At 73.0% G+C, this 24,157-nt stretch carries 19 protein-coding genes; 11 read left to right on the forward strand and 8 right to left on the reverse strand.

Annotated features, from left to right (window positions below; all coding sequences use genetic code 11):
• Positions 1-100: 100 nt before the first annotated feature.
• Genes treZ through glgX form a run of 3 tightly spaced genes read right to left on the reverse strand, consistent with a single transcriptional unit; the run spans position 101 to position 6,292 of the window.
• On the reverse strand, positions 101-1,831 hold the full coding sequence (gene treZ, locus AC0AIB_RS00970; RefSeq protein ID WP_465095816.1) for a malto-oligosyltrehalose trehalohydrolase: 1,731 nt from the start codon (positions 1,829-1,831) through the stop codon (positions 101-103).
• Complete coding sequence (gene treY / locus AC0AIB_RS00975) at positions 1,828-4,170, reverse strand: malto-oligosyltrehalose synthase (RefSeq protein WP_465095817.1); 2,343 nt, start codon at positions 4,168-4,170, stop codon at positions 1,828-1,830. The genes treZ and treY overlap by 4 nt, the downstream gene beginning before the upstream one ends.
• Position 4,171: 1 nt before the next feature.
• Complete coding sequence (gene glgX / locus AC0AIB_RS00980; protein WP_328346195.1) at positions 4,172-6,292, reverse strand: glycogen debranching protein GlgX; 2,121 nt, start codon at positions 6,290-6,292, stop codon at positions 4,172-4,174.
• Between the two features lie 325 nt (positions 6,293-6,617).
• On the opposite strand from glgX, the gene AC0AIB_RS00985 reads away from it, so the two are divergent.
• Positions 6,618-8,024 (forward strand): glycosyltransferase family 4 protein, encoded by a 1,407-nt coding sequence (locus tag AC0AIB_RS00985; protein ID WP_328346193.1) that lies wholly within the window; start codon positions 6,618-6,620, stop codon positions 8,022-8,024.
• Between the two features lie 105 nt (positions 8,025-8,129).
• Here the strand turns inward: AC0AIB_RS00985 and AC0AIB_RS00990 are convergent, their stop codons facing one another.
• The 4 genes from AC0AIB_RS00990 to AC0AIB_RS01005 form a co-directional block, all read right to left on the reverse strand.
• Positions 8,130-9,413 carry a citrate synthase gene (locus AC0AIB_RS00990; protein WP_465095818.1) on the reverse strand — a complete coding sequence of 428 codons (1,284 nt, stop codon included), beginning with the start codon at positions 9,411-9,413 and terminating at the stop codon, positions 8,130-8,132.
• 215 nt (positions 9,414-9,628) lie between these two features.
• On the reverse strand, positions 9,629-11,692 hold the full coding sequence (locus AC0AIB_RS00995) for a sulfatase-like hydrolase/transferase (protein ID WP_465095819.1): 2,064 nt from the start codon (positions 11,690-11,692) through the stop codon (positions 9,629-9,631).
• Positions 11,685-13,106 carry a methyltransferase gene (locus AC0AIB_RS01000; protein ID WP_465095820.1) on the reverse strand — a complete coding sequence of 474 codons (1,422 nt, stop codon included), beginning with the start codon at positions 13,104-13,106 and terminating at the stop codon, positions 11,685-11,687. The genes AC0AIB_RS00995 and AC0AIB_RS01000 overlap by 8 nt, the downstream gene beginning before the upstream one ends.
• A gap of 14 nt (positions 13,107-13,120) precedes the next feature.
• Positions 13,121-13,378 (reverse strand): hypothetical protein, encoded by a 258-nt coding sequence (locus AC0AIB_RS01005; RefSeq protein ID WP_328349129.1) that lies wholly within the window; start codon positions 13,376-13,378, stop codon positions 13,121-13,123.
• 199 nt (positions 13,379-13,577) lie between these two features.
• Between AC0AIB_RS01005 and AC0AIB_RS01010 the strand changes: the two genes are divergently transcribed.
• Positions 13,578-13,976 carry a VOC family protein gene (locus AC0AIB_RS01010; protein WP_328346185.1) on the forward strand — a complete coding sequence of 133 codons (399 nt, stop codon included), beginning with the start codon at positions 13,578-13,580 and terminating at the stop codon, positions 13,974-13,976.
• A 677-nt stretch (positions 13,977-14,653) separates the two neighbouring features.
• Here AC0AIB_RS01010 and AC0AIB_RS01015 read toward each other — a convergent pair.
• Positions 14,654-15,343, reverse strand: a complete 690-nt coding sequence (locus AC0AIB_RS01015; RefSeq protein ID WP_328346183.1) for a helix-turn-helix transcriptional regulator — start codon at positions 15,341-15,343, stop codon at positions 14,654-14,656.
• Between the two features lie 229 nt (positions 15,344-15,572).
• Here AC0AIB_RS01015 and AC0AIB_RS01020 point away from each other — a divergent pair, with 229 nt between their 5' ends.
• Genes AC0AIB_RS01020 through AC0AIB_RS01060 form a run of 9 tightly spaced genes read left to right on the forward strand, consistent with a single transcriptional unit; the run spans position 15,573 to position 24,132 of the window.
• Positions 15,573-16,550, forward strand: a complete 978-nt coding sequence (locus tag AC0AIB_RS01020; protein WP_328346181.1) for an asparaginase — start codon at positions 15,573-15,575, stop codon at positions 16,548-16,550.
• Positions 16,547-17,578: a zinc-binding dehydrogenase gene (locus tag AC0AIB_RS01025; protein ID WP_465095821.1), complete on the forward strand. Its 1,032-nt coding sequence runs from the start codon at positions 16,547-16,549 to the stop codon at positions 17,576-17,578. Before AC0AIB_RS01020 ends, AC0AIB_RS01025 begins: the two co-directional genes overlap by 4 nt.
• The gene (locus AC0AIB_RS01030) at positions 17,575-19,014 is read left to right on the forward strand and encodes an MmgE/PrpD family protein (protein WP_465095822.1); all 1,440 of its coding nucleotides are present in this window, start codon (positions 17,575-17,577) and stop codon (positions 19,012-19,014) included. Before AC0AIB_RS01025 ends, AC0AIB_RS01030 begins: the two co-directional genes overlap by 4 nt.
• Positions 19,008-19,946: a polysaccharide deacetylase family protein gene (locus tag AC0AIB_RS01035; protein WP_465095823.1), complete on the forward strand. Its 939-nt coding sequence runs from the start codon at positions 19,008-19,010 to the stop codon at positions 19,944-19,946. The genes AC0AIB_RS01030 and AC0AIB_RS01035 overlap by 7 nt, the downstream gene beginning before the upstream one ends.
• Before the next feature lie 2 nt (positions 19,947-19,948).
• Positions 19,949-20,740 carry an ABC transporter ATP-binding protein gene (locus AC0AIB_RS01040; RefSeq protein ID WP_328348772.1) on the forward strand — a complete coding sequence of 264 codons (792 nt, stop codon included), beginning with the start codon at positions 19,949-19,951 and terminating at the stop codon, positions 20,738-20,740.
• Entirely contained in the window at positions 20,737-21,597 is an 861-nt protein-coding gene (locus tag AC0AIB_RS01045; protein WP_328346173.1) for an ABC transporter permease, read from the forward strand. Before AC0AIB_RS01040 ends, AC0AIB_RS01045 begins: the two co-directional genes overlap by 4 nt.
• Positions 21,594-22,691, forward strand: coding sequence for an ABC transporter substrate-binding protein (locus AC0AIB_RS01050; protein ID WP_465095824.1), 1,098 nt, complete (start codon positions 21,594-21,596; stop codon positions 22,689-22,691). The genes AC0AIB_RS01045 and AC0AIB_RS01050 overlap by 4 nt, the downstream gene beginning before the upstream one ends.
• Positions 22,691-23,473 carry an HpcH/HpaI aldolase family protein gene (locus tag AC0AIB_RS01055; RefSeq protein WP_465095825.1) on the forward strand — a complete coding sequence of 261 codons (783 nt, stop codon included), beginning with the start codon at positions 22,691-22,693 and terminating at the stop codon, positions 23,471-23,473. The genes AC0AIB_RS01050 and AC0AIB_RS01055 overlap by 1 nt, the downstream gene beginning before the upstream one ends.
• On the forward strand, positions 23,470-24,132 hold the full coding sequence (locus tag AC0AIB_RS01060) for an SDR family NAD(P)-dependent oxidoreductase (RefSeq protein ID WP_465095826.1): 663 nt from the start codon (positions 23,470-23,472) through the stop codon (positions 24,130-24,132). Before AC0AIB_RS01055 ends, AC0AIB_RS01060 begins: the two co-directional genes overlap by 4 nt.
• Positions 24,133-24,157: the final 25 nt, after the last annotated feature.

The following is a 24,157-nucleotide window of genomic DNA, read 5'->3' on the forward strand; positions in this document are numbered from 1 at the left end:
CGAGCACCGCGCGCACCGTCGGCGGGGCAGCACCCGCACCGCCCACTCGCGTCCCCGCCCTGCTCCGGCCGGGTGACCTCCGCCCAGTGCGGGCCCGCGCTCAGAGGGCCACGATCGCCGCCGTCTCCGCCGGCAGCTCCACCCGGTCGCGCATCACCGTGACCCCCTCCCCGGTGGTGAGCAGCACCCGGCGCGCCACCCCCGGCAGGGTGATCCGCTGCCGCCGGCCGGCGAGGTTCGCCACCACCAGGCACTCGCCCCGGCGCATCACCAGGAACTCGTCGCCGTGGCGTACCTCCACCCGGTGCAGGCGGGGGTCGGCCAGATCGGGTCGGCTCTTGCGCAGCGCGATCAGCCGCCGGTAGAAGTGGTACATCTCGCGGTGTTCGGGTTTGTCCAGCTCGGCCCAGTCGAGTCGGGAGCGCAGGAAGGTCTGCCGGTCCTGCGGGTCGGGCACGTCGCCGGGCGGCCAGCCGTGCGCGGCGAACTCGCGCCGCCGGCCGGTGGCCACCGCCGCCGCCAGCTCCGGCTCGGGGTGGCTGGTGAAGAACTGCCACGGCGTGCTGGCCGCCCACTCCTCCCCCATGAACAGCATCGGGGTGAACGGCGCGGTCATCAGCAGCATCGCCCCGACCCGCAGCAGTGCGGGCGACAGCCCGGCGGAGATCCGGTCGCCGGTGGCCCGGTTGCCGATCTGGTCGTGGTTCTGCAGATAGGCCACGAAGCGGTGCCCGGGGACGGCGTGCCGGTCCACCGGACGGCCGTGGCTGCGGTTACGGAAGCTGGACCAGGTGCCGGCGTGGAAGAACGCCCCGGTCAGCACGTCGGTCAGGCACTCCAGCGAGCCGAAGTCGCCGTAGTAGCCCTGCCGCTCCCCGGTGAGCAGGGTGTGCAGGGCGTGGTGGGCGTCGTCGTTCCACTGGGCGTGCAGGCCGTAGCCACCAGCCTCACGGGCGGTGACCAGCCGGGGGTCGTTGAGGTCGGACTCGGCGATCAGCGACAACGGCCTACCCAGGTGGGTGGCGAGCGCCTGCACCTCGACCGCCATCTGCTCCAGCACGTGCACGGCCCGGGAGTCGGGCATCGCGTGCACGGCGTCCAGCCGCAGGCCGTCGACGTGGTAGTCGCGCAGCCACGTCAGCACCGAGTCGATGATGTAGCGGCGTACCCCGTCGGAGTGCGGGCCGTCCAGGTTGACCGTGCGGCCCCAGGGGTTGCTCTGCTCGCTCAGGTACGGCGCGAACCTCGGCGCGTAGGCCCCGGAGGGCCCGAAATGGTTGTAGACGACGTCGAGGATCACCCCCAGCCCCTTGGCGTGGGCGGCGTCGACAAGCCGTTTCAGCCCGTCCGGCCCGCCGTAGGGCTGGTGCGGGGCATACCAGCAGACCCCGTCGTACCCCCAGTTGTGCTCGCCGTTGAAGGCGTTCACCGGGAGCAGCTCGATCAGGTCGACGCCGAGGTCGACCAGGTGGTCGAGCCGCCCGATCGCCGCGTCGAAGGTGCCCTCCGGGGTGAACGTGCCGACGTGCAGCTCGTAGAGGATGCTGCCGGGCAGTTGCCGGCCGGTCCAGCCCTGGTCGGTCCAGTCGAAGGCGGCGTGGTCGTAGCGTCGGCTCGGCCCGTGCACCCCGGCCGGCTGCCAGGCCGAACGCGGGTCGGGCAGCGGGGTCTCGTCGTCGAGCAGGAACGCGTAGTCGGTGCCGGGGCCGGCGTCGGGCACCTCGACCCGCCACCAGCCGTCCGGCCCGGCCCGCATGTCGTGGTCGGCGACACCGGGCAGGTGCAGCCGGACCCGGGCGACGTCCGGCGCCCAGACGGTGAACTCGGTCATGCGGCAGCCTCCACGGGGTCGGTGGGAGCCAGCAGGGCGGTGGGCGCGAGCAGCGCGACGGGATAGCTGCTCAACAGAGCATGAAGGGGCAGCTCGGACCCACTGTAGACCCGTCCGGTGAACACGTCGGTAAAACTGTTGCCGGGCATCGACAGGATGGTGCCGCGCCAACCGCCGTCGCGGGCCAGCGCCACCGGCAGCCGGGTCGCCACCGCGATCGCGCCACCCCTGTCGAAGGCGACCGCGTGCCCGGCGGCCGGCCCGTGCGCGGCCACCGGCCGGTAGCCGGCGAACAGCTCCGGGCGGTCCCGGCGCAGCCGCAGCGTGCGGGAGACCACGAGCAGCTTGGCCGCGCCGTCGGCGGCCACCGTCGGCTGCCAGCCGGCGTCGAGCCGGGCCAGCAGCTCCCGGCGTACGGCGAAGTCGACCGGGCGGCGGTTGTCCGGGTCGACCAGGGAGTCCTCCCACAGCTCGGTGCCCTGGTAGGTGTCGGGCACCCCGGGCATGGCGAGCTGGACCAGTTTCTGCCCGAGCGAGTTGGACCAGCCGGGCGGGGTGAGCTCGGCGGCGAACGCGGTGATCTCGGCGTGCAGCTGCGGGTCGTCGTACATCCGGTCGACCAGGGCGTGCAGGTCGTGTTCGAAGGCCGCGTCGGGGTCGGCCCAGCTCGTCGAGACCGACGCCTCCCGGGCGGCCTTCTCGACGTACGCGTGCAGCCGTTCCCGGTCGATCGGCCAGGCACCCACGGCGGTCTGCCACAGCAGGTGGGCGAAGGCCGGATCGGCAAGCGGCGCCCGGGTCGTCCAGTCGCCCACCTGCTCCGCCCAACGGGCCGGCAGCTCGGCGAGCACGGCGAGCCGGGCCCGGACGTCCTCGCCGCGTTTGGTGTCGTGGGTGGAGAGCGTGGTCATGCTGGTCGGCCAGCGGACCTGCCGGGCGGCGGCGAACCGGTGGAACTCCGCCGGGGCCACCCCGAAGTGGGCCGGCGAGCCACCTACCTCGTTCAGGGCGACGAACCGGCTCCACCGGTAGTAGGCGGTGTCCTCCACCCCCTTGGCCATCACCGCGCCGGTCAGCTGCGGGAAGCGGGCGGCCAGCTCGTGCTCGGGGCGGCGCAGCAGCGCGGTCACCGCGTCCAGGGTGGCGGTGAGGTCGGGCCGGCGGCGGCCGGCCTCGGCGCGGGCGGCGGCCAGGTGCCGGGCCCCGTGCGGCGGGTAGCCCCGGTAGACCGGGAAGCAGGCGGCCAGCTCGGCCAGGGCCGCCCGGGTGGCCTCCCGGTCGAGGTCGGGGGCGAGCGCGGCGAGTCGGCTCAGCTCGGCGGCGAGCAGCCGGGTGGCGGCCTCCAGCTTGGTGGTGTGGGTGAGGTCCTGCCAGGAGGTGTGCCGGCCGGTGAGCCGGGCGTCGAGGGCGGTGAAGTCACCCTCGGCCCGCCCGTCGACGAACAGGCCGCAGACCGCGGCCAGCGCGTCGTAGCCGGTGGTGCCGTCGACCGGCCAGTCCGGCAGCTCCTCGCCGTACTCCAGGATCTTCTCCACCACCAGCCAGGCGTGCGGGGCGGCGGCGCGCAACCGGTCCAGGTAGCCGGCGGGGTCACGCAGGCCGTCGGGGTGGTCGACCCGGATGCCGTCGACCTCGCCGTCGGCCACCCAGCGCAGCAGCTCGGCGTGGGTGGCGTCGAAGACCGCCGGATCCTCCACCCGCAGCCCGGCCAGGTCGGACACGGCGAAGAACCGGCGGTACGTCAGCTCGGCGTCGCCGCGCCGCCAGGAGACCAGCTCGTAGTGCTGCCGGTCGTGCACCGCGCGGGGGCTGCCGTCGGCGGTGCCGTCGGCGACCGGGAACCGGTGCTCGTGGTAGCGCAGCTCCCCGTCGACCAGCTTGAGGTCGTCGAGCGCGTCGGGGCTGTCGGCGAGCACCGGCAGCAGCAGCCGGCCCCGGTCCCAGTCGACGTCGAACCAGTCGGCGTACGCCGAGTTCCGCCCCCGGCGCAGCACGTCCCACCAGGCCGGGTTGGCGGCCGGCTGGGCGACCCCGGCGTGGTTGGGCACGATGTCGACGACCAGGCCCAGCCCGGCCGCCCGCAGCGCCCGGACCAGCCGCTGCCGGCCGACCTCCCCGCCCAGCTCCGGGTTGACCGCGCGGTGGTCGACCACGTCGTAGCCGTGCGCGGAGCCGGGGGTCGCGGTGAGCAGGGGCGCGGTGTAGAGGTGGGTGACGCCCAGGTCGGCGAGCCAGTCGGCCAGCTCGGCGGTGGTGTCCAGGTCGAACCCGGGCCGGACCTGGATGCGGTAGGTCGACCCGACCGGCACCGGCGCGTCGGGTCGGGGCTGTGCGGGCATGTCAGACCGTCCTCTCCAGGACCACCAGGGAGCGGTCCGGCACGCAGATCGCGCCGCCCGCCTCGACCACCGTCGGCTTCTCCGGGTCCGGTTCCGCCGTGCTGATCACCAGCTCCCACCGCTTGCCGAACTCCTCACCCGGCAGGGTGAAGTCCAGCGGCGCGTCGTGGGCGTTGAAGCAGAGCAGGAACGACGTGTCCCGGTGCCGCTGACCGTACTGGCCGCGTTCGGGGATGCCGTCGCCGTTGACGAACAGGGCCACCGACCGGCCGAAGTCGTTGCCCCAGTCCTCGCCTGTCATCTCCCTGCCGTCGGGGGTGTACCAGGCCAGGTCGGGCAGCCCCGCCTCGGCATTGCGGCCGCCCACCGGCAGGCCGGTGAAGAACCGGCGGCGACGGAACACCTGGTGCCGGTTGCGGAAGTCGGTGAGCCGCCGGACGAAGGCCAGCAGCTCGTCGTCGGCCTGCTCCCAGTCCACCCAGGCCAGCTCGCTGTCCTGGCAGTAGGCGTTGTTGTTGCCGTGCTGGGTGCGGCCCATCTCGTCGCCGTGGCCGAGCATCGGCACACCCTGGGACAGCATCAGGGTGGCCAGGAAGTTGCGCCGCTGCCGGGCCCGCAGGGCGGTGACGCCGGCGTCGTCGGTCTCCCCCTCGACGCCGCAGTTCCAGGACCGGTTGTGGCCCTCGCCGTCGCGGTTCTCCTCGCCGTTGGCCTCGTTGTGCTTGTCGTTGTACGACACCAGGTCGTTGAGGGTGAACCCGTCGTGGCAGGTGACGAAGTTGATGCTGTGGAACGGGCGGCGGCCGTCGTCCTGGTAGAGGTCGGCCGAGCCGGAGATGCGGGAGGCGAACTCGGCCAGGGTGGCCGGCTCGCCACGCCAGAAGTCGCGGACCGTGTCGCGGTACTTGCCGTTCCACTCCGTCCACAGTGGCGGGAAGTTGCCGACCTGGTAGCCGCCGGGGCCGACGTCCCACGGTTCGGCGATCAACTTCACCTGGCTGACCACCGGGTCCTGCTGCACCACCTCGAAGAAGGTGGAGAGCCGGTCCACCTCGTAGAACTCGCGGGCCAGGGTGGCGGCGAGGTCGAACCGGAAGCCGTCGACGTGCATCTCGGTCACCCAGTAGCGCAGCGAATCCATGATCAGCTGGAGCGAGTGCGGGCTGCGTACGTTGAGGCTGTTGCCGGTGCCGGTGTAGTCGACGAAGTAGCGCCTGTCCTCTTCGGACAGCCGGTAGTAGCTGGGGGCGTCGACGCCCTTGAAGCTCAGCGTCGGGCCCAGGTGGTTGCCCTCGGCGGTGTGGTTGTAGACCACGTCGAGGATGACCTCGATGCCGGCGGCGTGCAGCGCCTTGACCATGCCCCGGAACTCCTGCACCTGCTGGCCGAGCCGACCCAGCGCGGAGTAGCCGTGGTGCGGGGCGAAGAAGCCGATGCTGTTGTAGCCCCAGTAGTTGCGCAGGCCGAGGTCGGCCAGCCGGTGGTCGTGCACGAACTCGTGCACCGGCATCAGCTCGATCGCGGTCACCCCGAGCTGCTTGAAGTAGTCGATCATCACCGGGGAGGCGATCGCCGCATAGGTGCCGCGCAGCTCCTCCGGGATGTCGGGGTGGCGCATGGTCAGCCCGCGCACGTGCGCCTCGTAGATCACCGAGTGGTGGTACGGGGTGCGCGGCGGCCGGTCGTTGCCCCAGTCGAAGTACGGGTTCACCACCACCGACTTGGGCATGAACGGGGCCGAGTCGGTCTCCGACATCCGGTCCGGGTCGCCGCCCCACTCGTAGTCGTAGACCGCCGGGTCCCAGCTGACCTCGCCGTCGACCGCCTTGGCGTACGGGTCGAGCAGCAGCTTGTGCGGGTTGCACCGGACCCCGTTGGCCGGGTCGTACGGGCCGTGGACCCGGTAGCCGTACCGCTGACCCGGCTCGATCCCGGGGATGTACGCGTGCCAGACGTACGCGTCGACCTCACGCAGCTCGACCCGGCGCTCGGCACCGGTGTCCCACTCGTCGAAGAGGCACAACTCGATCTTCTCGGCGACCTCCGAGAAGATCGCGAAGTTGGTGCCCATCCCGTCATAGGTGGCGCCCAGGGGGTAACGCTCACCCGGCCAGACCTGCATGTCGCTCCTTAGGCCCCATCATCATGACCACACCGGTCGAGTCGGGGACCGCCGGTGCGTACGCCACTGATGCCCCGCGGTCGGGCCGGTCAATCCACCCGTTCGGACGGCGCCCGACATCCACCCGCCCGAGCGGTCACGCACCTTCAGGTGTCGTCCGTCACGATAGGCCCTTTCGAGATGCGCCGGGCCGCCTGATGGCCTTTGCTGGACGCGGACGCGCCCGCGCGGTGGGTCCGTCCTCGGCCCTCGGCCACCCCCACCACCACCCCTTCCGCCGCCATCGTCGCCGGCGCAACCCCGTGTGCACGGACGGAGATCGATTGTGACCACCCTGCGGATCAGCGACCAGCTCGCGACCGCTGTGGACCGGACCTGCCGGCCCACCCCCACCTTCCGGCCCCAGATCCCCCAGCAGGGCGGCGGCTCCGGCGTGCCCCCGCGCACCCGACGCATCCTGATGCTCTCCTGGGAGTACCCGCCGGTGCTGGTGGGCGGGCTCGGCCGGCACGTGCACGCCCTGTCGGTGGCCCTGGCCGCCGCCGGGCACGAGGTCACCGTCGTCACCCGGCACACCGAGGGCGCGCCGCTGGAGGAGTACGCCGACGGCGTGCGGATCGTCCGGGCCGCCGAGGATCCGGTGACCTTCCCGCTGGCCACCGACTCGCTGCTGGCCTGGACGATGGCGTTCAACCACACCCTGACCCGGGCCGCCCTGCGGGCCACCGAGTCCGGCACGTACGACGTGATCCACGCCCACGACTGGCTGGTCGCGCACACCGCCATGACGCTGCGCGCGCACCTGGACGTGCCGCTGGTCAGCACCATCCACGCCACCGAGGCCGGCCGGCACCAGGGCTGGCTGCCGGGCGAGATGAACCGCACCATCCACGGCGTCGAGCAGTGGCTGGCCGCCGAGTCCGGCCGGGTGGTCGTCTGCTCCCGGTACATGCGCGACGAGGTGGGCGCGCTGTTCGACGTGCCGACCGCCCGGGTCGACGTGGTCCCCAACGGGGTCGAGCCGCACCGCTGGAAGGTGCCGACCTCGGCGGTCACCGCGGCCCGCACCCGGTTCGCCGGGGACGGTCCGCTCGTCACCTTCGCCGGTCGGCTGGTCTACGAGAAGGGCGTCCAGCACCTGATCGCCGGCCTGCCCCGGCTGCGGGAACGGCACCCCGGCCTGCGTGCGGTGATCGTCGGGGACGGGCCGTACAAGGCGGAGTTGGAGGCCGAGGTGCACCGGCTCGGGTTGGGCGGCACGGTCGCCATGCCCGGCTTCCTCGGCGGCACCGACCTGCCGGCCGTGATGGCCGCCTCGGACTGCTTCGTGGTGCCCAGCATCTACGAGCCGTTCGGGATGGTCGCCCTGGAGGGGGCGGCGGCCGGTGCGCCGCTCGCGGTGTCCGAGACCGGTGGGCTGGCCGAGATCGTCGAGCCGGGGGTGACCGGGATGACCTTCGCCCCGGAGGACCCGGCCGACCTCACCGAGGCCGTCCACGCGCTGCTGTCGGACCGGGACCGTGCCCGGGTGCTCGCCCGCCGCGCCCGCGCCATGGTGCACGAGCAGTACGGCTGGTCGGCGATCGCCCAGCGCACCGCGACGGCGTACGCCTCGGCGATCGCCGGGGACGCCGCGTTCACCGCGCAGCGTGCCGAGCAGCGGATGGCGACCGGCCGGGTCACCGCCCCGATCCCGGCGGGCAACCTGCTCGTCGCCGCCGGCCTGCGCTGACCGCTCGCCGCCGAGCCCGGCGCAGCCGGCACCGACGCCGAGCCCGGCGTACGCACGAAGGCCGCCGGCCCCCTGCGGGGTCGGCGGCCTTCGTGGTGACCAGGCTCAGCGCTGCGAGATCGCGGTGAACTCCCGCTCGGGGGCGCCGGTGTAGATCTGCCGGGGCCGGCCGATCTTCGTCTCCGGGTCGCTGATCATCTCGCGCCACTGGGCGATCCAGCCGGGCAGCCGGCCCAGCGCGAACAGCACCGTGAACATCTTGGTCGGGAAGCCCATGGCCTTGTAGATCAGGCCGGTGTAGAAGTCCACGTTGGGGTAGAGCCGGCGGGACACGAAGAAGTCGTCGGCCAGCGCGATCTCCTCCAGCTGCATCGCGAGATCCAGCAGCGGGTCCGGGGTGGCCATCCGGCCGAGCACGTCCTGGGCGGCCTTCTTGACGATGGCGGCCCGCGGGTCGTAGTTCTTGTAGACCCGGTGCCCGAAGCCCATCAGCTTCACACCGTCCTGCTTGTCCTTCACCTTGCGGACGAAGGACGCGACGTCACCGCCGTCGGCCTCGATCTTCTCCAGCATCTCCAGCACGGCCTGGTTGGCACCGCCGTGCAGCGGCCCGAACAGGGCGTTCACCCCGGCCGAGACCGAGGCGAAGAGGTTGGCGTTGCTGGAGCCGACCAGCCGCACGGTGGAGGTCGAGCAGTTCTGCTCGTGGTCGGCGTGCAGGACGAACAGCATGTCCAGCACCCGGGCCACCACCGGGTCGACCTCGTACGGCTCGGCGGGCACGCCGAAGTTCATCCGCAGGAAGTTCTCCACGTAGCCCAGCGAGTTGTCCGGGTACAGCAGCGGCTGCCCGATGGACTTCTTGTAGGCGTACGAGGCGATGGTGGGGACCTTCGCCATCAGCCGGACCGTGGACATCTCCACGTGCTCGGAGTCGAACGGGTCCAGGCTGTCCTGGTAGAAGGTGGAGATGGCGCTGACCGCCGAGGACAGCACGGCCATCGGGTGGGCGTCCCGGGGGAACCCGTCGAAGAACCGGCGCATCTCCTCGTGCAGCAGGGAGTGCCGCCGGATCCGCTCGCTGAACTCGCCCAGCTGCTGCTGGGTCGGCAGCTCACCGTAGATGAGCAGGTAGGAGACCTCCAGGAAGGAGGACTTCGCGGCCAGCTGGTCGATCGGATAGCCGCGGTACCGCAGGATGCCCGCGTCACCGTCGATGTAGGTGATCGCGGACGAACAGGAGGCCGTGTTCACGAAACCGGGGTCGTATGTTGTCATCCCGGTTTCTTTGAGCAGCTTGCTGACCCCGATGCCCGCAGGACCCTCGACCGCGCCCTGCACCGGCATGGAAAGTTGCCCACCGGGGTGGTCGAGCTTCACTTCCGTCATGTGGTTCCTCGCTTCGCCGGCGAATCTTCGTTGAATTGCCTTCGCTTTTACCGTAATCGCGGTCGCGGGGATACCGCCCGCCGTGGTTCTGCGGTGAGGTATGCGTCACCCGATTCCCGACCCGGCGGCGCGGAAACCCCGTCGGGCGTGGACCGGTCGCACCAGGTCGGACGCCGGGGACGGCACGGTCGAAAGCGGCGGAAGTCGACGAAAAGTCAGGAAAGGGTCAGCCGGCGCAGCCCGCCGTCGGCACCCACCCGGTAGATGTCCAACCGGTTCGCCCCGGGCCGGAACAGGTGGTCGTCGGGGAGGAAGGCGGCGAACCGGCGGCCCCCCTGGTCCCTCGGCACCACCGGGACGACCGCGCCGACCCGGCCGTTGACGGCGACCGCGAGCAGCGTGCCGTCGGGCACCTGCCGGGGCACGCTGCCCCAGACCAGGGCCGGCAGCTCCCCGGACGCCGGATCGACGTGGTCGAACGCGGCCAGGTCCGCCACGGTGGCGGTGCCGCCGGCCGGCTTCTCCCCCACCGTCGTACCGACAAGCGGATGCGGGGCGGGCGGCACGGGCCGGGCCGGCACCCCGCCGGGGAGGACGATCCGCTCACCGGGCCGGTCGTAGAAGTACTTCTCGGTACGCTCCCGCGGCGGTTGCTTCGCCGACCGCCCGTCGAGCCGCCACGGGATCCGGACGTGCACCTCGTCGGCGATGGTGGGCAGCAGGTCGACATGCTCCCAGTTGCGGTCGTCGACCCTTCCGGCGCGTTGACCGGGGGCCTTGACGAACATCGGCACCCAGGCGACCTCGCCGGCCGCGTGGTCGATCGCGTCCCGCCCCCGCCCCTGCCAGTCCCTGGTGAAACTCACCCCGTGGTCGGCGGTGAGCAGGAGCAGCGACCTGTCGTACAGGCCGCTGGCGCGCAGCGTCCGCAGCGTCTCGCCGAGCAGCCGGTCGGTGTACCGCAACTGGGCCAGGTGCCGGGCCCGCGCCAGGTCCACCCAGCCCGCGCCGTCGTTGGGCAGGTCGTCCGGGGCGACGTAGCGGGCCCCGGACGGCAGGTACGTCCACGGCGGGTGCGGCATCAACAGGTGCAGGAAGTGCAGGGTCGGCCGGTCGGCCGGGCGCAGGCCGGCGAGGAAGCTGGTGAACCGGGCGGGCTGGTTGTCGTTGAGGCTGTCCCAGCGGAACTTCGGGTCGGCCGGGACCGGTTCGGCGGCGTCCAGGCCCACCTCGGCGGCGGTCTGCTCCCGGTACGACTCCTCCGGGTCGACCCGGCTGTCCACCGGCGCGGCGATCCGGCGCAGCAGCGTGCTGCTCTCCCGCACCAGCACGCCGAGCCCCTGCTCCGGGGCGACCGGCTGGTCGCAGCGGCTGGGCGGGCAGAGCCGGGTGATGCTCTCCTGGGCGCGGATGTCGTACAGGCCGCCGAGGGCGGTGAAGAGGTTGTCCGGGTACTGCGAGTAGTGCGGCGCGGAAGGCTGCGCCGGGTAGCGGCCGGTGAGCATCGCCGGCAGCGCGTACGGCGTCCAGCCGCTGACCCCGGTGGCGTTGCGGTACCAGGTCGCGCCGCCGGCCAGCTCGGCGAAGTTCGGGTAGCGGGTGGCGTCGATCCGCCCGTCCGGGCCGAGCAGCGAGACCAGCGGCAACTCGTCCAGGACGATCATGACGACCGGCGGGTGCGACCCCGGTCCGGCCACCCCGGCGGCGCCCTCGTGCGCCCGGGGCAGCACCACCGCCGAGGCCGGCGAGGCGAACAGGAACAACCCGACGAAGACCACCGGCCCGAGGGCGGCCACCCGCAGCACCCGACCGAGCACCGACCAGCGCCGGTGCGCCGCCGTCCCGCCCGCGCCGACCAGCACCGCCACCAGCAGCAGCGGTACGCCCCGCAGCGGCGTCACCTGCCGACCTACCTGCACGGCAAGCGCGGCCAGCAGCAACCCGACGACGACGGTGTGGGTACCGGTCCGGACCCGGACGCCGGCCAGCCGGGTCACCGCCCCGAGCAGCACCACGACGGCACCGGGCACCAGCGCGACCAACGCCACCAACGCGAGGACGTCCCCGCTGGTGGCCCGGTGGAACAGGAAGAAGTCGGGGCTGCGGCCCAGCACGTCGAGCAGGGGTTGGGTGACCACCAGGCCGACCAGGGCGACCACCTCGCCCGCCCGGCGCAGCTCGACCCGCCGGGTGGACGGGGTGGACTCCCCGTCCGCCCCGGGTGGTGCGACGGGTACCTGACGGCGGCTCGGCGTACTGGTGAGGGTCGGTTCAGCCATCCACCACCGCCTGGTAGAGCGTCCGGGTTCCGGATGGCAGGTCCTGCTGACGTTCGACCCGGCAGCGGAGGGTCAGCAGCCGTGCGAACTCGTCGCTCCGGTAGTCGGGGAAGAGCCCGGCCGGCTTGTTCGCCAGCAGCCGCTGCGCCATCGGGTCCTCCGGGTGGACGAACTCCACCACCAGCCGGCCGCCGGGCCGGACGTAGCCGACCAACTGGTCGACCACCTCGGACAGCGGCACGTTGCGACCGATCGCCAGGTGGTGCACCACGGCGAGGGCGAGCACCACGTCGGCGTGGGTCCGGGCGGCGAACCCGGCCCGCTCCACGCCCCGCCAGCCGCCGCCGGGCGACGGGTCGGCCAGATCCATCACCAGCGGCAGGATCCGCCGGTCGCCCTCGGCGCGCAGCACCCGGTAGAGGGCGTCGACCACGGCCGGGTCCTGCTCGACGGCGACCACCTGGGCGGCGCGTCGGGCGGCGATCCGGGCGTAACGGCCATCGTTGGCGCCGAGGTCGAGCGCCAACCGGGCGGTGTCGCCGGCCGCCACGGCCGCCGCGACGAAGTCCTCCTTGGCCGCGCGGTCCGCCGCGCTGTAGGCACAGGTGCGCTGGTAGTCGACCCAGTGACCGCCGTCGACCCGCCGGTCCAGCCGACGGACCAGCTTCGTCAACCGGCGTACGGTGGCCAAGGCCAGGCCGCGGGAGTAGCCCGCGTCGCGCAACTGGGCGGCGACGGCGCTGCTGCTGGCCGCGGCGTGCCGGGCCTGCATCGCGCCGTGCAGGTGCACGTGCGTCGGCACGCCGGGCAACAGTCGCCGGATGCCCCGGAACAGCGGGCGCAGCTGGTCCGGTTCGATGCCGTCGACCCGGGCCCGCAGCCAGGGCTGGAAGTCCACGCCGAGGTGGGCCTGGAGCAGCAGCGGGTAGAGCAGCGTCTGGCAGAACTGCCGGTAGCCGGCCCAGGGCTCCCCCTCGACCAGCGGCGCGAACGAGCCGATGTCGATGAACACCGGCGTCGCACCCTGCCACTGGAGGTTGTACGCCGACCCGTCCTTGACGGTGAACCCCGCTTCGAGGGCCCGGCGCAGGATCTCCAGGTGCAGCAGGGCGGCGTCCCGCAACATGCCGAACGACCACTCGTACGGGTGCGACACGAACGGGATGCGCTCGTGCCGCAGCACCGTGGTCCACCCGGTGTCCGGCAGCGTCGCCGGGTCGACGACCGTGGTGCCGCAGACCTTGCCCTCGGCGAGCAGCGCGGCAAAGAAGTCGCTGGCCGCGAGGGCGCGCCAGTCGGCGGCGGCCCCGGGGCCGAGACCGCGCAGCACCTGCTCACCGAGGTGGAAGACCCGGTTGGCGGGGTCGCGGAAGGAACCCGGTTCGGCCCGGATCCCGAGGTCGGTCGTGGTCATCCGCGCACCCGCCGTCAGCCGTCGGCAGGCTGGCGCGGCTGCCGGTCGGTCGGGATGACCTCGGCAGGTCCGGTGGGCAGCCGGCCTACGGCGGCCCCGGTAGGCTCGGCGGACAGCCTGTCGGCGGCGGGTTCGGTGGGCTGGCGACCCAAGCGGGCCGCGAAGCGCCGCCAGTAGAGCTTGGCGGCGACCGCCGCACCCGCTGTTCCGCCGACCACCGCCTGCACGATCAGACTGCCGGACCCCGCGTCCAGGTAGGCCAGGTGCATCATCGGCCGCTCCCTTCCCTCGCCGTCATGGACCGCCACCAGGCACGCCCGCAATGGGGCTTTTAACCCTGAAAGACGGTTTACTCCCTTGACACCGTACGTCGTCCGTCCCGACCGCGAGGGCACATGGATGCCTCCGCCCCCGTCCGCACCGTCCGTTCCGTTCAAGACCCCGACCCGGGCGCCGTTCTAGCCTGACCCCATGACGCCTCGCTTCGATCTCGTCAGCACCGCGGTCACCGACATGGCCCGCACCCTGGACTTCTATCGTCGGCTCGGGCTGGACATCCCGGCCGACGCCGACCACGAGGACCACGTCGAGGTCCCCCTGCCGGGTGGACTGCGGCTGGCCTGGGACACCGTGACGATGCTGCGCGGTTTCCACCCCGAATGGACGCCGCCCAGCGGTAGCCCACGCGCCAGCCTCGCCTTCCGGTGTGCCGATCCCGCCGAGGTGGACCGGTACTGGGCCACGCTCACCGACGCGGGGTTTCACGGCGAAGTCGCCCCCTGGGACGCCTTCTGGGGCCAGCGGTACGCCGTCCTGCACGACCCGGACGGCAACGGCGTCGACCTCTTCGCCCCCCTCGACCCGAGCTGACCCGTTCGACCAGCGACGGCCGCCCGCTCCGCTACTGCCCCCGGCGGGCCGACACCCGGTCAGGATCCTGTCGGGAGCAGGGCCGGGTGTTGGTGCTGTTCGGGTCCTGTCGAGCTGATGACGTCAACGACTCACCTGACCGACCTGCCCACCGGCTTCACTGCCGCCGGGTCGGTTCGGGGCAAGCGGGAGCCGGCCGATCTCCTCCCGGAACCGGTCCATCGGGTGCTCCGGACGGCGAGGGCCCACCATCGCCGCCGACATCGAAGTACTCCCGTCGGACAGCTGCGAGAGGGCGGGGTGGTGAGTCGTTCGGGTCATCAGCTCGAAAGGACCCGAACAGCACACGGTCGGCCCCGGCTACCCGCTGTCCGCCGGGTGGGGCCGGCGCTCACCATGTTGCCGGAGCGCCAGGATCGCACCAGGGCCGCACCCAGGTCGCACCAGGGCCGTCCCGATCAGCCCGCTGACGCCGCCCCGGCCTCCGGCTGCCCGGCGATGGCTTCGACAGCGAACTTCCGGGCCACGCAGGGCAGGGCAGCACCGCAGGGCAGGGCAGCACCGCAGGGCAGGGCAGCACCGCAGGGCAGGGCAGCACCGCAGGGCACGACAGCACCCACAGGGGCAGCACAGTAGGGCAGGGCAGCACGGGAGACCGGCGCCGCAGGAGGCGGGGGTCACGGGGTGAGCAGCGCGGTCGGCGGGACGCCCGCCAGGGCCCGGGCGTCGCGGGTGAAGTGGGCCTGGTCGGCGTAGCCGGCGCGGGCGGCCACCTCGGCCAGTCCGACGCCGCGACGGGCCAGGGCGAGGGCTCGGTGCAGCCGCAGGATGCGGGCGAGGGTCTTCGGGCCGTACCCGAAGAGGGCTTGGCTGCGTCGGTGCAGGGCGCGCGGGCCGAGGCCGACCTCGACGGCGGTCGCGGTGACCGTGGCACCGGCGGCGAGCAGCGCGGCCACCCGGGGGCCGAGCGGGTCCGCGCCACCCACCCGGGCGAGCCGCTCGGCAGCCACCGTGGCCAGGTCGGCGGCCGTCGGCGACGTGCCGAGTTGCTCGGGGAGCCGGATGGCGGCCCGCCCCCAGAGGGCTTCGAGGGGTACCCGGCGGTCGCGCAGCTCGTCGGCGGGGATGCCGAAGACGGCCGGGCCCACTCCGGGAGGTAGCCGGACACCGCGCCAATGCTCCCCCGGCGTCGACACGCTCAGGTGCGCCGTGCGGTCCGGCCCGGCGACCAGCAGGCCCGACCGGCTCGACCAGAGCAGGTCCAGGCAACCGTCGGGCAGCACGCGTGTCGGCGGGGCGTCCGGGCGGCTCTCGCTGGCCCAGAGCACCGCGCCGACGATCGCCTCCGCAGGTCGTTCCCGGTACACGGAGCCAGCCTGCCACGTCCCTGGCTGCGAGCACGCCACGACACCGGGCCACCGGCCCGAACCGGACAAAGACGGACACTGCAACAGGTCGGACACCGGGGCGTCACCTGGCTGGTCGCCGTCGGATAACTTCCTCGGCTTTGCGTTCCCGCAGCTCTTGTGCAGGACGAACGTTTGTGCAACTGTCATCACCCAGTTGAGCAATCGTTTGCGCAAAGGAGTGTGGCTGGTGCGGATCGCGGTTCTGGCAACCGGTGGGACGATCGCGTCGCGGTGGGACCCCGACGAGGGCCTGGCCGTGACCGACTCCGTCGCGGACCTGCTGAAGAACGTCACCGTCACGGCAGACGTCGAGATCCACGGGTTCGACCTGTCCTGCCGTCCGAGCTTCGCGCTCTCCCTGGACGACATGCTCACCACCGTCCACGCCGTCCGGGCCAAGCTCGCCGACGGGTTCGCCGGCGTCGTCGTCACCCACGGGACCGACACGTTGGAAGAGGCCGCCTACCTGACCGGGCAGCTCACCGGGCCCGACGCCCGCGTCGTGCTGACCGGCGCGCAACGCAGCGCCGACGAACCCGACTCCGATGCCCGGCGCAACCTCACCGACGCGATCCGGGTGGTCAGCGCGCCGCAGCCGATGGGAGCGGCGACGGTCATGGGTGGCGTCGCCTACGCCGCGGTGGAGAGCCGCAAGGTGCACACCTCGGCGGTGTCGGCGTTCTCCGGCGGCACCGCCGGGGTGCTGGCCCTGGTGGACCCGGACGGCGTGCTGCGGGTGTCGACCGCCGCCCGGGGCAGCCACTACGCCGACCGACCGGTCCCCACCACGCTTCCCCGGGTGGACCTGATCAAGCTCGTCGCCGGCGCGGACGGCACCCACCTCCGCGCGTCGCTGCGCGCGGGGGCCGCCGGGATCGTGGTCGAGGCGTTCGGGGCCGGCAACGCGCCGCCCGCGGTCGCCGAGGCCGTCGGGGAAGCCCGCCGGCGCGGCGTACCCGTGGTCATCACCAGCCGGACCGGGGCGGGCCGGGTCCGCCCGGTGTACGCCGGCGGCGGCGCCACCCTCGCCCGCGCGGGCGCGCTCTTCGCCGGTGACCTCACCGGCACCCAGGCCCGGGTGGCGCTGGCCCTCGCCCTGGCCGTCGAAGCACCCGGCGCCGTGCCGGAAGCCCTGCGCACCATGGTGGAAGGACGTCGACCGTGAAGACCGAAGCAGTGACCATGAACGGGTACGGCGGCCCCGAGACGCTCACCCGCACCGAGGTGGACCTGCCCGAGCCCGGACCGGACGAGGTCGTGCTGCGGGTGCTCGCCGTCGCCGTCAACCACCTCGACGCCGACCTGCGCAGCGGGGTGTCCCGGATGCCGCTGCGGCTGCCCCACGTGCTCGGCCGCGAAGTGGTCGGCGTGGTGGAGCAGCTCGGCTCCCGGGTCACCGACCGGGCCCCGGGCGACCGTGTGCTGGTGCTGCCGAACACGCCCTGCGGGGCCTGTCCCCGCTGCCTGGGCGGGCGCGCCAACCTCTGCCCGTACGCCGACATGCCCGGCATCACCCGGTGGGGCGGCTACGCCCGGCACGCGGTGGCCCCGGCGCGCGGCCTGCTCGACATCGGCGACCTCGATCCGGTGGTCGCCGCCGCCACCCCGATCTCCTTCGGCACCGCCTGGCGCACCCTGTACTCCATCGGCCGGCTCGCCCCCGGCGAGTGGGTCCTCGCCCCGGGTGCCGCCGGTGGACTCGGGCACGCGGTGGTCCAGCTCGCCAAGCTGGGCGGTGCCCGGGTCGTCGGCCTGATCGGCGACCCGGCGAAGGCCGACTTCGTCTCCTCCCTCGGCGCGGACGCGGTGCTGAGCACCCGCAACCCCGACTGGGCCGCCGAGGCCCGGGAGATCACCGGGGGCGCGGGCTTCGACGTGATCGTCGAACACATCGGCGGCGACGTCTTCGAGGCCGCGCTGGGCACCCTGGCCCCCACCGGGCGGCTGATCGTCGGCGGCGGCCACGCCGGGGAGCACCCGCACCTCGACCTCATCGAGACCTTCCGCAACGAGTACGAGCTGCGCGGGTCGCGCAGCCAGCGCCCCGACGAGATCGCCCGGGTGCTGGGCCTGGTCGCGACGGGACAGCTCACTCCCCGGGTCGACGCGGTCCTCGCGCTGGCCGATGCCGGCCGGGCCCACCAGGCGCTCGCCGACCGGCGGGTCCTCGGCAAGCAGGTGATCACCCCGTGACCGGCCACCGGCGGGGCGACGCCCGTGACGACGTGTTGGCCGCGCTCGTCGTCAGCGCCGTGGAGGCCGCCGACGCGCTGCTGGCCACCGGCGGCGGCCAGGTCCTGGTCCGGCAGGTGGCGGCCCGGCTGACCGCCAACGCCGTCGCGGCCCGTGGGCAGTTGCCCGCCGGGCTCGACACCGCCGGTGACCCGGACGGCCACTGCACCCTGCTGGCCGTCCCGGGCGGGACGGACCAGCCGGCGCGGGCCGCGGCGGTGACGGCGGCCGCGATCACCGTGAGCCAGTGCGACGAGGGGCTACGCGAGTCCCGGGGGCACCCGGGGCTGCACGCGTACGCCGCCGCGCTGGCCGTCGCCGAGGCCGACGACCGCAGCCTGCGGGTGTTCCTGCGGGCGCTGGCGGTCGGCTGGGAGGTGGGCGCCCGGCTCGGTCTGCTGCTTGGCGCACCCCGCCCCGGGGTGCACCCGCACGGTGGGTGGGGCACCGGCGCGGCGGCGGCCGCCGCCGGGATCGTCGCCGGTCAGGACGCCCCCGCGTTGACCGACGCGGTGAACCTGGCGCTGACCGTGGCGCTGGCCGGGCCGGAGGCCGACACCCGCCGGGGACGCGCCGCCCACTACCTGCTGCCCGCCCTCGGCACCGCCCACGGGGTGACCGTCGCCCGGCTCGCCGGTGCCGGGTTCCCGGCCACCGATCCGGCGCTGCCCCACCTCGGCCGGACCGCCCACCAGGGGCTGCCGGGCGGGGCCGGGGTGGACGCCGCGCTGCTGGCCCGACCGCTGCTGCCGGACGCCTACTTCAAGCCGGTGGGGGTCTGCGCGCACACCCTGACCGGTTGGACGGCGGCCCGCGCGATGGCCCGGGACCTGCCGGCCGACGAGGTGGCAGCGGTGACCGTGCACACCTACGCGGGCGCGGCCCTGTTGGCCGAGCGGCGTCCGGTCGGTCGGCTGGCCCGTCAGTTCAGCATCCCGTGGGTGGTGGCCTGTGGGCTGCTCGGCACGGATCCGGGCGCCCCGGACGGCCCACCGGACGACCGGCGGGTGGGGGCGGCACGGCTCGCCGAGCGGGTGGCCGTACGCCACGACCCGGGGTTGGACCAGGGGTATCCGGCGGGCCGACCGGCGGTGGTGGAGGTGACCACGCGCAGCGGGGCACGGCTGACCGGGCGGGCCCGCTTCCACCACGGCGACCGGGAGGACCCGATGACGGCCGACGAACTGGCCGCCGTGGACACCGCGCTGCTGCGCACGCCGGGGGCACCTGCCGGGGCGGCCGATCTGCTGCACGGGCTGACCCGGGCACCCGGGGCGACCCGACTGCGAGACCTCACCGCGCTGGTCCGGGGTGGGGCACCGAATCCGAACGGCGGTCCACCGCCGGTTCCCGCTGGGCCCGGCCCATCCAGCAGAGAGGACACGACGTCATGGTGATCAGAGTCGAACCCGGCACCGAGCGGGACTTCGTCGGCTACGGCGCGGACCTGCCCCGCGTCGAGTGGCCCGGTGGCGCCCGGGTGGCGGTGAGCCTGTGCCTGAACTACGAGGAAGGTGCCGAGCACAGCCTCCTCGACGGCGACAGCGTCAACGAGTGGGTCGGCGAGATCTCGTACACGCCTACCAGCGCGGAGCACCGGGACCTGTCCCAGGAGTCGGTCTACGAGTACGGCAGCCGGGCCGGGGCGTGGCGGCTGCTGCGGTTGTTCGACCGGACCGAGACCCCGGTGACCGTGTACGGCTGCGCCGAGGCGTTGGCCCGTAACCGGCCGCTGACCAAGGCGTTCGTCGACGCCGGGCACGAGATCTGCTCGCACGGCCTGCGCTGGCGGGAGCCGTCCGGGATGACCGAGGACGAGGAGCGGGAGGAGATCCGCCGGGCGACCGCGCTGATCACGGACCTGTGCGGGGAACGCCCGGTCGGCTGGTACTCCCGGTACGCCCCGTCGGACCGTACCCGCCGGCTGCTGGTCGAGGAGGGCGGCTTCCGCTACGACTCGAACGCCTACAACGACGACCTGCCGTACTGGGTGCAGGTGGCGGGGCAGCGGCACCTGGTGGTGCCGTACACCCACACGTACAACGACGGCCGGTTCGCCTTCAGCCCCGGCTACGGCAACCCGACCGACTTCTTCGAGAACTGCCGGCGGGGCATCGAGTACCTGTGGGAGGAGGGCGAGACCTCCCCCAAGATGATCTCGATCGGGCTGCACGCCCGGCTGATCGGCCAGGCCGGTCGGGCCTCCGCGCTGCGCGACCTCATCGCCTGGGCGCAGGACCTGCCCGGCGTCTGGTTCGCCAGGCGGCGGGACATCGCCGACTGGTGGCACCACAACTACTCCGACCTGCCGGCCCACGGAGGGCAGTGACCATGCGCATCGAGATCGACAACGTGGCCAAGGGTTATCCCCGGGCCGACGGGAGCCGGCTGTCGGTGGTCGGCAGCCTCAGCACCACGATCGAGCCGCAGGAGTTCGTCTGCGTGATCGGGCCGAGCGGGTGCGGCAAGTCGACGCTGCTCGGTCTGCTCGGCGGGCTGCGCCGGCCGGACGACGGGGAGATCCGGTTCGTCGGTGAGCGCAGCGCCGCCGGGCCGCTCACCTCGATCGTCTGGCAGGACTACGCGCTGATCCCGTGGCGGTCCATCGTGGACAATGTCGCGTTCGGGCTGGAGCTGCGCGGGGTGCCCGCCGGCCGGCGGCGGGAGGTCGCCCGGGAGCACCTGGCGATGATGGGCATCGAGGCGTTCGCCGACAACAAGCCGCACGAGCTGTCCGGCGGGATGCGCCAGCGGGCCGGGATCGCCCGCGCGCTGGCCAGCGACCCCGAGGTCCTGCTGATGGACGAGCCGTTCGCGGCGGTGGACGCCCAGACCCGGACCCTGCTGCAGGACGAGCTGCTCCAGGTCTGGTCCCGGCACCGCAAGACGGTCCTGTTCATCACGCACAGCATCGAGGAGGCGCTGCTGCTGGCGGACCGGATCATCGTGCTGGGGCCCCGGCCGACCCGGGTGGTCGAGGAGATCCGGGTGCCGTTCCCCCGGCCGCGTACCCGCGACGTCGAGTTGGACCCGCGGTTCACCGAGTTGAAGCGTCACCTGTGGGCGCAGCTGCGCGACGCCACCCTGGCGGCCGAGTGGGCGGAAGCGAAGGGGGACCGATGAGCGAGCAGAGCGTGCCGGCCCGGGAGCGGGCGGCCGACGAACCCGTGGTCCGCTACGCGGTGGACCCCCGCGCGGAACGCCCGCCCGGTCGCGGCTTCAAGCTGCTCAGCAGCGGGCTGGGCAGCATGGTCCCGGTGGTCGTGGTGCTGGCGCTGTGGCAGGCCGGCAGCATGGCCGGACTGATCGACAAGACCTTCTTCCCGGCCCCGTCGGAGTGCGTGCAGGCCCTGGTGGACCTCTTCTCCTCCGGGGAACTGCTGCCGAACGTCGGGATCACCGCGCAGCGGATTCTGCTCGGCTTCCTGCTCGGCGTGATCCCGGCGACGCTGCTGGGCATCGCGATGGGGCGGTCCCGCTGGGTCCGGGTGCTGATCGACCCGCTGATCGCCATCACGTACCCGATCCCGGTGGTGGCGATCCTGCCGCTGCTGCTGGTCATCTTCGGCACCGGCGGACGGCCGATCGTGGTGCTCGCCGGCATCATCTCGTTCTTTCCGGCCGTGGTGAACGCGATGTCCGGGGTGCTCCAGGTCGACGAGCGGCTGATTCTGATGGCCCGCAACCTGGGTGCCGGCCGGCAGCAGATCCTCTGGAAGATCGTGCTGCCGGGTGCCCTGCCGTCCATCTTCGCCGGCATCCGGCTGGCCGCCGGGCTGGCCCTGCTGGGCACCATCGCCGGCGAGTTCCTCGCCGCCAGCGACGGCGTCGGGTCGATGACCTGGCGTTACTGGCAGATCTATCAGATCGACAACATGTACGCCACGCTCGCGGTGATCGCGGCGATGGGCTTTTTCCTCACCACGGTGACGCTGCGCGTGCAGCGGCGCTTCTTCAGCTGGACGGAGGGCCAATCATGACAATCAAGCGGATCACGACGATCAAGAAAAAGGGTGTCATCGCCGCGCTGTTGGGGGCGAGCCTGCTGGTAGGCACCGCGGCCTGCGGTGGCGACGCGGAGTCGAAGGGCGCCGGCGGCACCGACAAGGTGACAGTCAACTCCCTGGAGATCCTCTCGCTGGCCCCGATGATGGTGGCCGACGCGAAGGGCTTCTTCGGAAAGCACCAGGTCGAGGTGGAGTTCAGCAACGCCGACATCTACTCCCGGCTGGCGGTGCAGGGCCAGGGCAAGCTGGACGTGAACATCCCGGGCACCGGTGGGGCGCTGTTCAACGCGGTCAACCAGGGGCTGCGGGTGCGGGCGGTGGCCGACCGGCAGCAGTACCGGTGCGCGTCGGACAACCTCCTGCTGGCCCGGACCCAGTCCTACGACGGCGGGCTGAAGAGCGTGGCCGACCTCAAGGGCAAGAAGGTCGCGATCCTGGCCAAGGGTTCGACCACCGAGTACTGGCTGGACCGGGCGCTGGGTGAGGTCGGGCTGAAGCAGTCCGACCTGGCGCAGATCGTCACCCTGAGCTACCCGGACACCGCCAACGCGCTCAAGAGCGGTGCGGTGGACGCCGGCTTCGTGGTGCAGCCGCTGGCGTACCAGCTCATCAGCGACGGGCAGGCCAAGCGGGTGCTGGCGATGAACGAGGTGGCGCCCAACCAGGAGCAGGGCCTGATCACCATGTCGCAGGACTTCATCAGCAAGCGGTCCGACGTGGCGGCCCGGTGGATGGCCGGCTGGCTGGAGGGCGTGCGCTACTACCAGGACCCGGCCAACAAGGACGACGTGATCAAGATCGTGGCGGAGCGGACCAAGGCCCCGGCGGCGACGATCAGCAAGCTGTACGGCACCGACCAGTGGCCGTACATGGACCCGAACGGCCGGGTGGACACCGCCACGGTGGCCGCCGAGGACGGCAAGTGGCTGCTCGACAACAAGATCATCGAGAAGCTGCCGGAGGTCGGTGACTGGCACGACGGTTCGGTCGTCGACGCCGCGCTCAAGATCGTCGGCGAGGTGCCGGCCAACCGCGACTGCGGCGGCGTACAGAAGCTGGAGTCCTGATGTATCCCCGTCCGAGCCGGCTGGCCGAGGTGCTGCGCGGCGGTGGCGTCGCCCTGGGCAGCCTGACCCTGCTCCAGGAACCGGCGATCGGCGAGATCCTCGGCGCCCTCGGTTACGACTTCGTGGTCGTCGACACCGAGCACGCCGCTGCCGACGAGCAGAGCGTGCTGGCGATGGTCCGGGCGGCCGGCTCGGCGGGGACCACCCCGCTGGTCCGACTGCGCCGGATCGAGGAGAAGGACCTGCTCTGGTCGCTGGACAGCGGCGCCGGTGGGGTGGTGCTGCCGTTGGTGGAGACCGGCGTGCAGGCCGTCGAGGCGGCCCGGCTGACCCACTACCCGCCGGTCGGCGACCGGACGCTGTGCTCGGCGGCCCGTGCCGCCGGGCACGGCACCGCCCGGGGCGACTTCGACCGCTACCTGACCTGGGCCGGGGCGAACACCACAGTCGTCGCGCTGGTCGAGACCCCCACCGGACTGGCCAATCTGGACGACATCCTCGCCGCCGACCTCGACGTGCTGATGCTCGGCCGGGCCGACCTGTCGGTCAAGCTGGGCCTGGGCTACCAGCCCACCCACCCCGAGGTGGAGAAGCACGCGATCGCGTTCGTCGACCGGGTGGTCGCGGCCGGTCGGGTCGCCGGCATGCTCGCCTACTCCGCCGAGGAGGCCCGCCGCTGGATCGACAGGGGGGTCCGCTTCGTCGTCTACTCCCAGCCGGAGATGCTGCTCTCCGACGCCTACCGGCGGGCCCGCGACGAGATCCTCGGCGGTACGCCGTGAGCCTGCTGGTGACCGGCGGGGCCAGCGGCATCGGCGCGGCCGTGGTCGCCACCGCCCGGGCCCGGGGCGAGACGGTGCACGTGCTGGACGTGACCACCGGCGTGGACGCCGCCGACCCGGTCGCGGTGGGCGAGTTCGTCGACGCGATCGGCACCCCACGCCGGGTGGCCCACCTGGCCGGGGTGGTCAGCGCCGGTGGCATCGCGCAGACCACCCTCGCCGAGTGGGACCGCACGCTGCGCAACAACCTCACCGCCGCGTTCGTCGTCAGCCAGGCCGTGGTGCCCCGGATGGCGGCGGCCGGCGGCGGGTCGCTGGTGCTGATGAGCAGCCTCAACGCCCGCGACGGTGGCAGCCGGCTGTCGGGTACGGCGTACGCGGCGGCGAAGGCGGGAGTGCTCGGCCTGATGCGGCACCTGGCCGTCGACTTCGGACCACAGGGGGTACGGGTGAACGCCGTCGCGCCCGGCCCGGTGGCCACCCCGATGCACGACCGGCTCACCGCCGAACAGAAGGCGGGGTTGCGGGCCCGGATGCCGTTGGGCCGGGTCTCCTCGGCGGAGGAGATCGCCGACATCGTGCTGTTCCTGCTCTCCGACTCCTGCGCCACGGTCACCGGCACCACCTTCGATGTGAACGGAGGCAGTCATCTCAGCTAGGTTGCCGGGTACGAGTACGGGTGCG

Source organism: Micromonospora sp. DSM 43699 (assembly GCF_055517075.1).

Bases quoted from the DNA above. Each gene is read 5' to 3' on its own strand.
- AC0AIB_RS01040 (WP_328348772.1), top strand. From the start codon at position 19,949: ATGCGCATCGAGATCGACAACGTGGCCAAGGGTTATCCCCGGGCCGAC.
- AC0AIB_RS01005 (WP_328349129.1), bottom strand. From the start codon at position 13,378: ATGATGCACCTGGCCTACCTGGACGCGGGGTCCGGCAGTCTGATCGTG.
- glgX (WP_328346195.1), bottom strand. From the start codon at position 6,292: ATGCAGGTCTGGCCGGGTGAGCGTTACCCCCTGGGCGCCACCTATGAC.
- AC0AIB_RS00990 (WP_465095818.1), bottom strand. From the start codon at position 9,413: ATGACGGAAGTGAAGCTCGACCACCCCGGTGGGCAACTTTCCATGCCG.
- AC0AIB_RS01045 (WP_328346173.1), top strand. From the start codon at position 20,737: ATGAGCGAGCAGAGCGTGCCGGCCCGGGAGCGGGCGGCCGACGAACCC.
- AC0AIB_RS00995 (WP_465095819.1), bottom strand. From the start codon at position 11,692: ATGGCTGAACCGACCCTCACCAGTACGCCGAGCCGCCGTCAGGTACCC.
- treY (WP_465095817.1), bottom strand. From the start codon at position 4,170: ATGCCCGCACAGCCCCGACCCGACGCGCCGGTGCCGGTCGGGTCGACC.
- AC0AIB_RS01010 (WP_328346185.1), top strand. From the start codon at position 13,578: ATGACGCCTCGCTTCGATCTCGTCAGCACCGCGGTCACCGACATGGCC.
- treZ (WP_465095816.1), bottom strand. From the start codon at position 1,831: ATGACCGAGTTCACCGTCTGGGCGCCGGACGTCGCCCGGGTCCGGCTG.
- AC0AIB_RS01035 (WP_465095823.1), top strand. From the start codon at position 19,008: ATGGTGATCAGAGTCGAACCCGGCACCGAGCGGGACTTCGTCGGCTAC.
- AC0AIB_RS01000 (WP_465095820.1), bottom strand. From the start codon at position 13,106: ATGACCACGACCGACCTCGGGATCCGGGCCGAACCGGGTTCCTTCCGC.
- AC0AIB_RS01055 (WP_465095825.1), top strand. From the start codon at position 22,691: ATGTATCCCCGTCCGAGCCGGCTGGCCGAGGTGCTGCGCGGCGGTGGC.
- AC0AIB_RS01050 (WP_465095824.1), top strand. From the start codon at position 21,594: ATGACAATCAAGCGGATCACGACGATCAAGAAAAAGGGTGTCATCGCC.